This window comes from Blautia sp. MCC269 (genome assembly GCF_018785655.1).
Taxonomy (GTDB): domain Bacteria; phylum Bacillota; class Clostridia; order Lachnospirales; family Lachnospiraceae; genus Blautia_A.
Genome location: NZ_WQQE01000013.1, coordinates 218534 through 232043 on the forward strand (window position 1 = coordinate 218534; position 13510 = coordinate 232043).

Below are 13510 nucleotides of genomic sequence, written 5' to 3' on the forward strand. Positions count from 1 at the left end.
TCCTCAGTGAGAAGCTCCTTGTCTGGATATATACCATGGCAGGGAGTTTTCATTAGAGCAATTCAAGGACATTGAAATGCTTACAGAGCACAATAAGACGCCACGATAACAGAAGAAAAAGCAAAAAAATGAAAGGATGTGGAAAAATGTTTGAAACAGGCGAATATGTTGTGTATGGCCGTACCGGAATCTGCCAGGTGACGGGAGTTACTACAATGAAGATGGACGGTTCCTCCTCGGAGAGACTTTATTACGTATTAAGGCCGGGAGGGGAGACGGAAGGAAAGATCTTTACACCGGTAGAAGGCGGGAAACAGGTTCTCCGTGGAATCATCACGAAAGAAGAAGCAGAGAAACTGATCGACGAAATTCCTTCTATAGAGACACTGAGTATTGAGAACGAAAAGTTCAGGGAAGACAGCTACAAGAACTGTATCCGCACCTGCGAATGCAGAGATCTTCTCCGGATCATCAAGACAATCTATATTCGCAAACAGGCCAGATTATCTCATGGCAAAAAAACAACCGCTACAGATGAACGGTATCTGAAACTGGCAGAGGATCATCTCTATTCTGAATTTTCCATGCTACTGGATATTCCCAAAGAACATATGGCAGGTTATATTGAACAGCGGATGCGTCAGCACAGAGAAACAGAAGAACAGGCCTGCGCTGTTTGACAAAGCGAGGCGTATCTGCTATGGTATTTCCGGTAACCTTTCGGGAAATCCTACATTCTGAAAAACTACAGGAAATGGATGCAGGATTGGCCTGAATGCTGTAAAGAAAAGGAGATGCCAGAAGAATGAGAGAACAGCTTACCCGCAAGGATGTTGAAAAAATAGAGCAGGAGATCGAACACCGCAAACTGGTAGTCCGTAAGGAAGCCATCGAGGCAGTTAAGGAAGCACGTGCCCAGGGAGACTTAAGTGAGAACTTTGAGTACTATGCAGCCAAGAAACATAAAAACCAGAACGAGAGCCGTATCCGTTATCTGGAGAGAATGCTGAAGACAGCATCCATTGTATCCGATGATTCCAGATCTGACGAGGTGGGAATGGACGATATCGTAGAAGTGCTTTTTGAAGAAGACAATGAAATAGAAAAGTACAAGCTGGTCACTTCCATCCGTGGAAATTCCATGGAGAACCGAGTCAGCATTGAATCCCCTATTGGAAAAGCGCTTCGGGGACATCGTGTTGGTGACCGGGTTGAGGTGAAGGTTAATGATGACTACAGTTATTACCTTGTGATTAAATCCATTGATAAAACCGGCTCCGAGGATGAGGAGATTCGCGGATTTTGAGAATCGAAGGCAGAAGACCTATAATCAGGTCTTTTGCCTTATTTTTTTACATAGATTTTACATTCCGGTGGGGAAAACTTTACAAAGTGCCGCTATTATGAAAAACGTTGAAATGAGAAAAAAGGAAATCAAACATATCAAAAAGAGAAAGTGAAGGAGAGTATTATGGACTTTTTCAGCGTACTGGCATTGCTTGGCGGCCTTGCCATTTTCCTTTATGGAATGAACTTAATGGGAGACGGACTTGCGAAAGTCGCAGGTGGAAAACTGGAACGTATTTTGGAAACTCTTACATCCAGCCCGATCAGAGCGGTTCTTCTGGGAATGGGCGTAACTGCTGTGATCCAGTCTTCATCAGCAACCACAGTTATGGTTGTAGGTTTTGTAAACTCAGGGATCATGAAACTTTCCCAGGTAGTGGGAATTATCATGGGTGCCAACATCGGTACCACAGTAACCTCCTGGATCTTAAGTCTTACCGGAATCCAGAGTGATAATTTTATTATCCGCCTTTTCAAACCAACATCATTTTCACCGATTCTTGCTCTGGTTGGCGTAATCCTGATCATGTTTACAAAGAGCCAGAAGAAAAAAGATGTGGGAACTATTTTTGTAGGATTTGCAATTCTGATGTATGGAATGAGCGCTATGAGCGGAGCCGTTGAGCCACTGGCAGATGTGCCGGAATTTACCGGAATGCTTGTGAAATTTTCAAATCCTCTGCTGGGAGTTGTGGCCGGTGCGGTGCTTACTGCGATCATTCAGTCATCTTCCGCATCTGTCGGTATCCTGCAGGCACTTTGCCTTACCGGAATGGTACCGTTCAGTGCAGCGCTTCCGATCATCATGGGACAGAATATCGGAACCTGTATCACAGCTATTCTTTCTGCCATTGGTGCGAATGTAAATGCCAAACGTGCGGCAATGATCCATCTGTATTTTAACCTGATCGGAACTGTGCTTTTTATGGCAGTATTCTATACGGTAAATGCGGCAGTGCATTTTTCATTTATGCCACAGGCTGCAACACCGGCGGGAATCGCGATCCTGCACAGTGCCTTTAATGTTACAGCAACACTGGTGCTGCTTCCTTTTGGAAAATTACTGGAGAAACTTGCCTGTCTTACCATCCGGGACAAAAAAGAAGAAACCGAGACAGCTGTGGCAGCAGATCCGGATTTCATGATCCTGGAGAGCCGTTTTCTGGAAAAGCCTTCATTTGCAGTTGAGCAGAGCCGAAATGCCGCAAAAAAAATGGCAGAGGATTCCCACAGAACTCTGTTTACAGCTCTGGATCTCCTGAAGCATTTCAGTGCAGACGGAAAGAAGGCAGTTGAAGAATCGGAAAAAAAGGTGGACCGTTACGAGGATGAGCTTGGAACCTATCTTGTAAAACTGAACCAGAAAGATCTTTCTGTGCATGACAGCCACAGCATTTCCATTATGCTTCACTGTATCGGTGATTTTGAGAGAATTTCCGATCACGGCGTGAATATTATGGAATCTGCCCAGGAGCTTCATGAAAAAGGACTGAAGTTCTCCGAAAAAGCTCTGGAGGAACTTCGTGTCATGGAACATGCGGTGGAGGATATCGTGGATATCGCCTATAAGGTTTACGAAAATCAGGATGTACAGCTGGCCCGTGAGATCGAACCTCTGGAAGAAGTGATCGATGAGCTGAGCAAGGAGCTGAAATACCGTCATATCCAGCGACTTCGCGCAGGAGAATGTACCATTGAAATGGGATTTATCCTTTCTGATGTGACTACCAGCCTGGAGAGGGTGGCAGACCACTGTTCCAACATCGGCGTCTGTGTAACCCAGGTGCATGAAGATTCCTTTGATACGCATCAGCACCTGAAACAGATCAAGCACAGCCCGGATGAAACATTCTACCGGGAACTGGAGCTGATTCGCAGACAGTATCAGCTTCCAACATTATCCGAAGAAATAGCAAAGGATAAAACAGTAACCGCTGGTGCATAAAAAACAGAATCATAAAAGGCTGATAGAAATGTCGGCTTTCATATGCCCTGGCTATCCGCAAAAGTGTGGAGAACCAGGGCTTGTGCAGTAAAAGGAAAATAGTTATACTGAAAACAGAAAAAATAAAAATACGGCTGACAAAAAAACAGCCGGTGTAACGAACGGAGAGGGATGTGGAATGATCTACTGTGTGGAAGATGAACGAAACATCCGGGAGCTTCTTGTCTATACCCTGGAGACAACCGGATTCGAGGCAGAAGGGTTTGAGACAGGAGTGGAGTTTGACGCAGCGATGAAAAAAAGCCTGCCGGAACTGATCCTTCTGGACATTATGCTCCCGGGAGAAGATGGATATAATATTCTGAAACGGCTGAAAAGCGATACCAGGACCAGGGATATCCCGGTGATCATGGTCACTGCCAAAGAAGCGGAATTTGACAAGGTAAAAGGACTGGAGGGCGGTGCAGATGATTACATCACCAAGCCTTTTGGAATGATGGAATTTGTGGCCCGTGTAAAAGCAGTCCTGCGGCGCTGTGCAAGACAGAGTGAGGAGCGGGAACTGCACTGCAAAGGCCTTCGGGTCAATGTGGCACGCCATGAAGTCAGCTATCAGGGTGAATTGAAAGAACTTACCAGAAAAGAATTTGAACTTCTTGAGTATCTTCTTGAGAATAAGGGCCTGGTCATGTCCAGAAACCAGATCCTGTGCCATATCTGGGGATATGATTTTGACGGCGAGACAAGAACCGTGGATGTACACGTGCGGACTCTTCGTCAGAAACTGGGTGAGGCAGGCAATCTGATCGAAACTGTACGTGGAGTCGGATACCGGATCGGAGATCACTTATGAAAAAAAAGATCCTGAACCATACCAGTATTATGATCGTGATTGCTGTCCTTATTACATTTCTGGCTGCAAGTGTGGTCACTTACAATAAATTCAATACTTACATGCAAAATGGCATCCGCGAGGAGGCCAGGTACATCTGCCTTGGCATGGAGGAATATGGAGATACGTTTCTCACAAAAAGGTTGCGGACAGTATCTTCCAGCCGCGTGACACTGATCCAGAAAGATGGAACCGTACTTTTTGATTCCAAGACCTCTCCGGAAAAACTGGAAAATCACAGCAACCGTCCGGAGTTTGTGGAAGCGGAAAAAGAAGGGAAAAGTGAAAGTATCCGTTATTCCGAAACATATGCCAAAAAAACTTTTTATTATGCGTTACGGCTGGAGAATGGAAATGTTTTAAGAGTGGGAAAGACAGTGGATTCTGTATATACCACCTGGATTTCAAGCCTTGCGGTTCTTGGATTTCTGATGCTGCTGGTCCTGATCCTGGAGTTTGTGTTTGTGGAGAGGCAGACCAGGGAGCTGATCAAGCCGATCAATGATCTGGACCTGGAGCATCCGCTGAAAAATGTGTGCTACGAAGAATTACGTCCCCTTCTTGTGCGGGTGGACGATCAGAACCGCCAGATCCGGCAGCAGGTAAAAGAACTGAAAGAAGCCGAAGAAATCCGGAAGGAGTTTTCTGCCAATGTATCCCATGAGCTGAAAACGCCTCTGATGTCCATTTCCGGATATGCGGAGCTGATGATGAACGGAATGGTTCCGGCAGATCATGTACAGGAATTTTCCGGAAGGATTTATCATGAGGCTGTGCGTCTGTCCAATCTGGTAGCAGATATCATACAGCTGTCCAGACTGGATGAAAGCAACAGTGAAGTTCCTTTTGAGGAAGTGGACCTTTATGAGCTTGCGGAAGATGTACAGAACAATCTCCGTCATCCTGCGGAAAAGAAAAATATATCCCTGGAACTTACTGGAAATTCCGAGAAAATCCAGGGCGTCCGCCATGTACTGTATGAAATGTTTTTTAACATTGCGGATAATGCGGTCCGTTATACAGAACAGAATGGGCATGTGCGTATCATGGTCGGAAACCGTAAGGGACATCCGTTTTACTGTGTGGTAGACGATGGAATCGGCATTCCAAAAAGTGAACAGGGCAGGATCTTTGAGCGTTTTTACAGGGTGGACAAAAGCCATTCCAGGCAGACTGGTGGAACAGGACTTGGACTTTCCATTGTAAAACATGGCGCAACCCTTCATCATGCACAGATCCATGTGGAAAGTGAGCAGGGTGAGGGAACCAGAATGGAGATCGTTTTTCCTGGAAAAGATCAGGCCCGGGCATAAAGTGGAAAGAAGCAGTAGGATTTCCAGAGGAAGTGTAGTATAATAGAACGAGGTTCAAAGGCCGGCCGGATGAGAATCTGACCGGCCTGAACTATGTAAGGGGGAAATCCCCGAATCTCTAAAATATCAGGAGGAACAAGATTATGAAAGAGCCGGTTCTGGTAGTAATGGCAGCAGGAATGGGAAGCCGCTACGGCGGACTGAAGCAGATCGATCCTGTAGATCAGGAAGGTCATATCATCATGGACTTTTCCATTTATGATGCAGTACGTGCAGGCTTTAAAAAAGTAATATTTATCATAAAAAAAGAAAACGAGCAGGATTTCCGCGATGCCATCGGTGACCGTTTAAGTGATAAGGTGGAGATCGTGTATGTCCATCAGGATCTGAATAATATTCCGGAAGGATTTAAGGTCCCGGAAGGGCGTGTAAAACCGTGGGGAACGGGACATGCCGTATTAAGCTGTGCAGAGGTTATTGACGGCCCGTTTGTGGTGATCAATGCAGATGATTATTATGGAACACATGCTTTTCAGATGGCATATGATTTTCTGACCCAGGCACAGGAAGATACTGTTCCAGCCCAGTATATGATGGTAGGCTATCGCCTGGAGAATACACTGACAGACAATGGCTATGTATCCCGTGGTGTCTGCGAGACAGATTCAGACGGATACCTTGCGGACATCAATGAGAGAACTCATATCGAGAAACGTGATGGCGGAGCAGCCTACACAGAAGACGACGGAAAAACATGGACCAGCCTTCCGGGAGATACACCGGTATCCATGAACATGTGGGGCTTTACCGGCGGTTTTATGAAAGAGCTGGTAAAACGTTTCCCTGTATTCCTTGAGAAGAGCATTCCTGAGAATCCTCTGAAATGTGAATATTTCCTTCCGTTTGTAGTGGATGAACTTTTAAAGGAAAAGAAAGCAACCGTCAAAGTCCTTACCACACAGGATAAATGGTACGGAGTCACCTATAAAGAAGACAAACCGGTAGTAGTTGCGGCAATCCAGAAACTGAAAGATCAGGGACTTTATCCGCAGGGACTGTGGGATTAACCGGAAATTTCTGAGAAACTTCGATAGATATGGGAAAAGTCAGGTAGTAAACCTGGGTTTCAGCTATTGTGGAAACAGTGGAACAGTGCTAAAATAAACAGGAACAGTTAGATCCAATAGAGGAGGAGAAAAACTATGGCAATTTTAGTAACAGGTGGAGCAGGATACATTGGAAGTCATACCGTTGTAGAACTGCAGAATGCAGGATATGATGTTGTAGTAGTTGACAATTTATGTAATTCCAGTGAGAAGGCTCTGGACAGAGTATCCAAGATCACAGGCAAACCGGTGAAATTCTATAAAGCAGACATCCTGGATCGTGACGCAATGAATGAAGTTTTTGACAAAGAAGAGATCGACTCCTGTATTCATTTCGCAGGACTGAAAGCAGTAGGTGAATCCGTTGCCAAACCGTGGGAATATTATGAGAATAATATCGCAGGAACCCTGACACTTGTGGATGTGATGAGAAAACATAATGTCAAGAATATTATTTTCTCTTCCTCAGCGACCGTATACGGAGATCCGGCAATCATCCCGATCACAGAGGAGTGCCCGAAAGGACAGTGCACCAACCCATATGGCTGGACGAAATCCATGCTGGAACAGATCCTTACAGATATCCAGAAGGCAGATCCGGAGTGGAATGTAGTTCTTCTTCGTTACTTCAACCCGATCGGTGCTCATAAGAGCGGAACCATCGGTGAGAACCCGAACGGTATCCCGAACAACCTGATGCCATACATCACACAGGTTGCAGTAGGCAAACTGAAAGAGCTCGGCGTATTCGGAAACGATTACGATACACCGGATGGAACAGGTGTCCGTGACTACATCCACGTAGTAGACCTTGCCAAAGGCCATGTAAAAGCCCTCAAGAAACTGGAAGACAAATCCGGATTAAGCATTTACAACCTTGGAACAGGTAAAGGCTACAGCGTTCTCGATATCGTTAAGAACTTCGAGGCAGCTACAGGCGTTAAGATCCCATACGTGATCAAAGCACGCCGCCCTGGAGATATCGCAACCTGCTACTCCGATGCATCCAAAGCTGAGAAAGAACTTGGCTGGAAGGCAGAGAACGGAATCCGCGAGATGTGTGCAGACTCCTGGAAATGGCAGAGCCAGAATCCGAATGGATATGAGGATTAAAAATCGGTAAATACATAAAAAAGTGAGATAATGGCAGACAGCTTTCCGGGTTGTCTGCCATCTTTTTGTGTAAATGTCTGCTTTCCTCAAGGGTGAAAAAAGAATACTTGCCAGACATACAGCACAGGTGTTAGAATAATCACATCAAATAACAAGGAGAAAACGAAATGTACGATTATCTTATCGTAGGCGCCGGACTCTACGGTGCTGTCTTCGCTCATGAGGCGAAGAAGGCGGGCAAATCTGTTCTCGTGATCGACAAACGCCCGAATATTGCAGGAAACGTATACACAGAGAAGGTTGAGGGAATCAACGTACATAAATACGGAGCACATATTTTCCACACCAATAATAAGAAAGTCTGGAATTATATCACACAGTTTGCAGAGTTCAACCGTTTTACAAACAGCCCGGTTGCAAACTATCATGGAGAGCTGTACAGCCTTCCGTTTAATATGTACACCTTCAATAAAATGTGGGGAGTTGTAACTCCGGAGGAAGCTGCGGATAAGATCGAGGAGCAGCGCAAGGCAGCCGGAATTACAGAACCGAAGAACCTGGAAGAGCAGGCAATCAGTCTTGTGGGAACCGATATCTATGAGAAACTGATTAAGGGTTACACAGAGAAGCAGTGGGGCCGTCCATGCACAGAGCTTCCTTCCTTTATCATTAAGAGACTTCCGGTTCGTCTGACTTTTGATAATAACTATTTTAATGCTCTTTATCAGGGAATTCCGGTTGGCGGTTATACGAAGATGGTAGCCAACCTTCTGGATGGCATTGAAGTTCGCCTGAACGAGGATTATCTTGAGAAGAAGGCAGAATATGACGCAATGGCTGAGAAGGTCATCTACACAGGTGCAATTGACGCATACTTTGACTACAAACTTGGAACACTGGAGTACCGTTCTGTCCGTTTTGAGAATGAGACTCTTGACAAACCGAATTTCCAGGGCAATGCAGCAGTAAACTACACAGACGTTGAGACACCGTGGACACGTATCATTGAGCATAAATGGTTCGAGTTCGGTAAAGATGAGGAAGGCAATGATCTTCCGAAGACAGTAATCAGCCGTGAGTACAGCTCCGAGTGGAAACCTGGAGATGAGCCGTATTATCCGGTTAATGATGAGAAGAACGGACAGCTCTATGCACAGTATAAAGAGCTGGCTGAGAAGGAACCGAAAGTAATCTTTGGCGGACGTCTCGGTGAGTACAAATATTATGACATGGATGCGGTTATCGCTTCCGCACTGGATATGTGTGAGAAACAGCTTGCATAAAAACATGATCAGGTAACATAACAAATGATAAAATCCTCTTATATTTCACATCAAAATCAGAAAAGAAATATAGGGGGATTTTGCATATCAGAAAAACACAGAGGTACAACTGGGAGATGGAGGAGTATGATGAAAGGATTCATAAGGCTGGCTGCTGCCGGGGCACTGATACTTAGCTTAAGTGTTTCGGTATATGCAGATAAATCCGCAAAAACGGAACTGCCGGCGGAAACCACGGATTATTATATGACGGTGGATTCCGGCGGAGTGGGAGTGGATATCTATCCGGAAACAGATTCAAAAAGTGAAAAACTCAACGGAACAACCATAGAAGACGGAACGGTTCTTCATATAGAAGGAGAAACGGAGAAGAACGGAGAAAACTGGGGATATACAGAATATAAAGGCGGATATGGTTATGTGCCGCTTGATGAGCTGAGACCGTCCAAGGATGAAGAACTTGCCCAGGCCGGAAAAGAAACAGCAGAAGAACAGCAGACCCCATCCGCAACAGAGACCCCATCCGCAACAGAGACCCCGTCCGCAACAGAGACTCCGTCCGCAACAGAGGCTCCATCGGCAACAGAAAATTCATCAGCAACAGAAACTCCGTCAGAGACACAGATTCCATCAGTAACACAGGAACCGTCCGTAACACAACAGGTAGTAAAAATTTCACCGGTACCTTCTGAAGACGCCGCACAGAAAGAATCCAAACCTGTAAATGGAACAGCGGCAACATCCTTTAAAGAGGACAAAAACTGGTATTCCAGCCCGTTCCTGTGGATCGGAGTGGTAACAGTACTTGCGGTAATTGGAATTTTTGGATACCATCTTAAAAAACGTTAGAGAATACAGGAGGATCAGGTGAAGTACTTACAGCTCATAAGAAAAAAGTTACTGCCGCTGCTTCTGAGTGTGGCAGTTATAGGAAGTCAGGTTCCGGTTATGGCCGGAGACTTTGATGCAGAAGAAACAAAAGAAAGTATTGCCGCGGTATCTTCCGGGGAATCTGATGAAGAAGAGAATATTTCCGAAAGTGAAGTTACGGAAATTACAGAGGAAGCAGACGAAATCGAAGCTCCTTCTCCGGACAGCGATCTGGAGCTTTCCGAGGAGGGGACAGCAGAAGAGTTTTCTGATTCCCAGGATGATACATTCGGAGACGGAAACAGTGAAACTGATGAAGAGGGAATCGAATATATCAAGGGACGCCCTCTTACAGAGGAAGAAGAGCAGGAACAGCTGGCTCCCTTCGATAATCTGCCCGCCTATTCAAAAGCCGTTGAGATTGGCAACGATACTTCGGAAATCCCTATGGGAAGAGCTGTTTCCTATCCATCTTATTATAATGCGGCACAGCAGGGGTATGTAACCTCCGTCAAAGATCAGAATCCATATGGAATGTGCTGGGCATTTGCGATGGCCGCCGTTCTGGAAACCTCTCTGCTGACACAGGGAGCTGGCACTTACGATCTGTCTGAGGAGCATCTGGCATATTTTTTTGCAAACAGAAACAATGACCCGTTGGGAAATACTGCCGGTGATGTCAATCATCATTACGGAACCGATGATTATGGAAATGTGGACTATCATGAAGGGGGAAATGATCTCCTGGCATCCATATTTTTGAGTACCTGGTCAGGAATGACAACGGAGGAAGACGTTCCCCTGGCAACAGATTCCACACATACCCAGAAAACCGGAGTAATTCCGGATGCCTCCAAGGAATATGATGCAGTGGCATATTTGAAAAATGCATATTTTTCAGATTACTCCGTGAACGCATTGAAAAGTCTTCTGACAGCCAACAAGGCAGTTGCTGTGATGTATAATGCACAGAATGCTTATTATAATGCAAATACAGCTGCATATTCTTATCCGGAAGAAACCGATGATGTGAATCATGTGGTTACGGTTGTGGGATGGGATGATAATTATTCCGCAAAGAATTTCAATGCGTCCTCCAATGTGAAGAACAATGGCGCATGGATTGTAAAAAACAGCTGGGGAGCGAACTGGGGAAAAGACGGATATTTTTATATGTCCTATGAAGATGGTTCTCTCTGTGAACTGGTTTCTGCTACTGCGTCACGGAATCCGGAATACTCCAATAACTATTTTTATGACGGATCCTCCGGTCTTACAAGTATGAAACTGTACGAAGGGGAAAAAGTTGCGAATATTTATAAAGCCACTGCAGGTAACGGAAAGGCGGAACAGCTTGGAGAAGTAACTCTCGCAGCGATGTCAGGCAACAATTCCTATACCATACAGGTGTATACCGATCTTCAGGATTCCGGTGATCCCACCAGCGGAACACCGGCTTATGCAACGCCGTTTTCCTGTACACAGTCCATGGCTGGAGTTATGACGGTTCAGATTCCGAAAGTTGTGATCCGACAGAACAGTCTGTACTCCATTGTGGTGACAAACGCAGGAAACAGTATCGTGCAGTACTGCGTGGAAGCAAGTGCAAATTATGGATGGTGTAAATTCGAGGCATTCGTTCTGAAAGGCCAGGGATTTATTTATTATACGGACGATAATAGCTGGGATGATACTTCTATCTACAGCAGACCGTTGACACCAAGAATCAAGGCACATACCAGAACTCTGAATAACGAGGCCGAAATACAGCTCTCCAAAACATCCATGGAAATGTATGTAGGAGATATGGAAACTCTTACAGCTACTGTTACAAATTCAGAAATGACAGCTTCCGGAATCAGCTGGAAGAGTTCGGATACCAATGTTGCAACTGTCAGTGTAACAGGAACCATTACAGCGAAGCATCCGGGAACGGCAACCATATCCTGCAGTGGCAACAATGCCAAAGGAATCAAAGCTTCCTGCAAGATTACTGTGAAGCTGAAACAGACCACAGGCCTGAAGGTTTCCTACAGTGCCTACAACAAAATAAAAATAACCTGGGATTCAGTATCCGGTTGCAACCGGTATGTGATCTACCGGGGAGAAAACGGTGGAAAAAAAGTAAAACTGGCAACCATTAAATCCGATACACCAGGCTATACAGATACCACAGTAAAAACTGGAAACGTATATGCTTATAGTGTCAGGGCAGCATATGTCTATACCGGAAAAACAACGCTTTACGGAGCTTTTTCCACAACGGTATCCGGAAAGGCGGAACTTGCAAAAGCAGTGGCATCTGCCACAGCAGCCAGCGGACCGAAGAATACGGTTTCCTGGAAAAAAGTCGCCGGTGCCAGCGGATACCGGGTTTACCGCAAAATCAAAGGAAAAAACTGGGAGCGTCTTGCAGAAGTAAAAAGCAATGTGACCAGCTATCAGGATTCCAAAGTACAGGGAATTACAACGTATACCTATTCTGTGCGTGCATATCGCATTGTTGATGGAAAAAAGGTTTTCGGGGGATATCAGGCAAGTGACTATCTTCTGTCCTATCCTGCAACACAGAAGATATCCAGTGTGAAAAAAACTTCCAAGGGACTTAAAATCTGCTGGACTCCGCAGAAACGTGCGACAGCCTATGTGGTATACCGGAAGACAAAAAACAGTACATGGAAGAAAATTGCAACACTTTCCGGAGAAAACAAATCTTCATTTGAAGATAAGACGGCAAAGAAAGGTGTCACCTATTATTACGCAGTGCGCGCCGGAGTGAGAAATCATCAGAAAAAAGTTCTCTGGGGAAGTTACGTGGCAAAATCCGCAAAAAGATAAAAAATAAAATAAACACAAAAATATAAAACTCCCGGTTTCGGCCCTTTCAGGTATGGAAACCGGGAGTTTTGGATGAATATGTGTATATGATATATCAGGCAGTTCAGAAGAAAAATCAGTCGTTGTTGATGACAACGCCTTTCTGAAGCATTACATTGGCATAAAGTGCTTTCTCACTTGTGGAGATGATGCAGTATGCAGTTTTTGCTTCGTCATAGAATGCAAAACGCTCGATATTTCCGATGGCTTTCTCGCCACGCTCGTCATGTTTGGAAACGATCTCTTTATAGGTATCCCAGATCGGTGTCTCCACATCATCACCAGGCATTACTTCCATCAGGTTTACCGGATGCTCTACATAAGTATCCAGTGGGAAAAGTTTCAGGATGGCATCCAGGATCTCCGGAACGCCATGTCCGTCACAGCGGATTGTGATGGCATTTTTTCCCATGGATTCTACAGGAAAGTTTCCGTCAGCGATTACAAGACGGTCACTGTGGCCCATCTCACATAAAACTTTCAGTAATTCTGGTGATAAGATTTCAGGAATTCCTTTTAACATAATTCATATCCTCCTAAGATTATTGTGTACTTAATCGTGCCGGTAGCATCAGACGAACCTGTCCGGCCACAGGTTTGTATTGCTTTTAATTATTAATCTAACGGTATTTGGTCTTCTTTTCAAGGTAATATTTTCCTGTAAATGATGAAAATTTTATAGTTGACAGAAACGTTTCGGAGAGTTATGATGAACTCAAACAGAAACGTTTCGGTTTCTGAATCAAATGCAGAAATAATACAAA

11 protein-coding genes are annotated in these 13510 nt (G+C 45.0%); 10 read left to right on the forward strand and 1 reads right to left on the reverse strand.

What is annotated here, in order from left to right:
- Positions 1 to 146 precede the first annotated feature (146 nt).
- The 10 genes from GPK88_RS05835 (at position 147) to GPK88_RS05880 (ending at position 12707) form a co-directional block, all read left to right on the forward strand.
- Positions 147 to 680, forward strand: a complete 534-nt coding sequence (locus tag GPK88_RS05835; protein ID WP_244092611.1) for a CarD family transcriptional regulator — start codon at positions 147 to 149, stop codon at positions 678 to 680.
- 125 nt (positions 681 to 805) lie between these two features.
- On the forward strand, positions 806 to 1306 hold the full coding sequence (greA, locus tag GPK88_RS05840; protein ID WP_215707585.1) for a transcription elongation factor GreA: 501 nt from the start codon (positions 806 to 808) through the stop codon (positions 1304 to 1306).
- Positions 1307 to 1471: 165 nt separating this feature from the next.
- On the forward strand, positions 1472 to 3292 hold the full coding sequence (locus GPK88_RS05845) for a Na/Pi cotransporter family protein (protein WP_215707586.1): 1821 nt from the start codon (positions 1472 to 1474) through the stop codon (positions 3290 to 3292).
- Between the two features lie 178 nt (positions 3293 to 3470).
- Entirely contained in the window at positions 3471 to 4145 is a 675-nt protein-coding gene (locus GPK88_RS05850; protein WP_215707587.1) for a winged helix-turn-helix domain-containing protein, read from the forward strand.
- Positions 4142 to 5497: a sensor histidine kinase gene (locus GPK88_RS05855; RefSeq protein ID WP_215707588.1), complete on the forward strand. Its 1356-nt coding sequence runs from the start codon at positions 4142 to 4144 to the stop codon at positions 5495 to 5497. The genes GPK88_RS05850 and GPK88_RS05855 overlap by 4 nt, the downstream gene beginning before the upstream one ends.
- 143 nt (positions 5498 to 5640) lie before the next feature.
- Positions 5641 to 6564, forward strand: a complete 924-nt coding sequence (locus tag GPK88_RS05860) for a sugar phosphate nucleotidyltransferase (protein ID WP_177290005.1) — start codon at positions 5641 to 5643, stop codon at positions 6562 to 6564.
- A 135-nt stretch (positions 6565 to 6699) separates the two neighbouring features.
- Positions 6700 to 7716: a UDP-glucose 4-epimerase GalE gene (gene galE / locus GPK88_RS05865; RefSeq protein WP_173761825.1), complete on the forward strand. Its 1017-nt coding sequence runs from the start codon at positions 6700 to 6702 to the stop codon at positions 7714 to 7716.
- 167 nt (positions 7717 to 7883) lie between these two features.
- Positions 7884 to 8999 carry a UDP-galactopyranose mutase gene (glf, locus tag GPK88_RS05870; RefSeq protein ID WP_148444955.1) on the forward strand — a complete coding sequence of 372 codons (1116 nt, stop codon included), beginning with the start codon at positions 7884 to 7886 and terminating at the stop codon, positions 8997 to 8999.
- A 126-nt stretch (positions 9000 to 9125) separates the two neighbouring features.
- Positions 9126 to 9848, forward strand: coding sequence for a flagellar motor protein MotB (locus GPK88_RS05875; protein WP_215707589.1), 723 nt, complete (start codon positions 9126 to 9128; stop codon positions 9846 to 9848).
- Positions 9849 to 9866: 18 nt separating this feature from the next.
- Positions 9867 to 12707 (forward strand): C1 family peptidase, encoded by a 2841-nt coding sequence (locus GPK88_RS05880; RefSeq protein WP_215707590.1) that lies wholly within the window; start codon positions 9867 to 9869, stop codon positions 12705 to 12707.
- Between the two features lie 115 nt (positions 12708 to 12822).
- On the opposite strand, the gene GPK88_RS05885 is transcribed toward GPK88_RS05880, so the two are convergent.
- Positions 12823 to 13269, reverse strand: a complete 447-nt coding sequence (locus tag GPK88_RS05885; protein WP_021977839.1) for an RbsD/FucU family protein — start codon at positions 13267 to 13269, stop codon at positions 12823 to 12825.
- Positions 13270 to 13510: the final 241 nt, after the last annotated feature.

Bases quoted from the DNA above. Each gene is read 5' to 3' on its own strand.
- GPK88_RS05850 (WP_215707587.1), top strand. From the start codon at position 3,471: ATGATCTACTGTGTGGAAGATGAACGAAACATCCGGGAGCTTCTTGTC.
- greA (WP_215707585.1), top strand. From the start codon at position 806: ATGAGAGAACAGCTTACCCGCAAGGATGTTGAAAAAATAGAGCAGGAG.
- GPK88_RS05845 (WP_215707586.1), top strand. From the start codon at position 1,472: ATGGACTTTTTCAGCGTACTGGCATTGCTTGGCGGCCTTGCCATTTTC.
- galE (WP_173761825.1), top strand. From the start codon at position 6,700: ATGGCAATTTTAGTAACAGGTGGAGCAGGATACATTGGAAGTCATACC.
- GPK88_RS05835 (WP_244092611.1), top strand. From the start codon at position 147: ATGTTTGAAACAGGCGAATATGTTGTGTATGGCCGTACCGGAATCTGC.
- glf (WP_148444955.1), top strand. From the start codon at position 7,884: ATGTACGATTATCTTATCGTAGGCGCCGGACTCTACGGTGCTGTCTTC.
- GPK88_RS05885 (WP_021977839.1), bottom strand. From the start codon at position 13,269: ATGTTAAAAGGAATTCCTGAAATCTTATCACCAGAATTACTGAAAGTT.
- GPK88_RS05860 (WP_177290005.1), top strand. From the start codon at position 5,641: ATGAAAGAGCCGGTTCTGGTAGTAATGGCAGCAGGAATGGGAAGCCGC.
- GPK88_RS05875 (WP_215707589.1), top strand. From the start codon at position 9,126: ATGATGAAAGGATTCATAAGGCTGGCTGCTGCCGGGGCACTGATACTT.
- GPK88_RS05855 (WP_215707588.1), top strand. From the start codon at position 4,142: ATGAAAAAAAAGATCCTGAACCATACCAGTATTATGATCGTGATTGCT.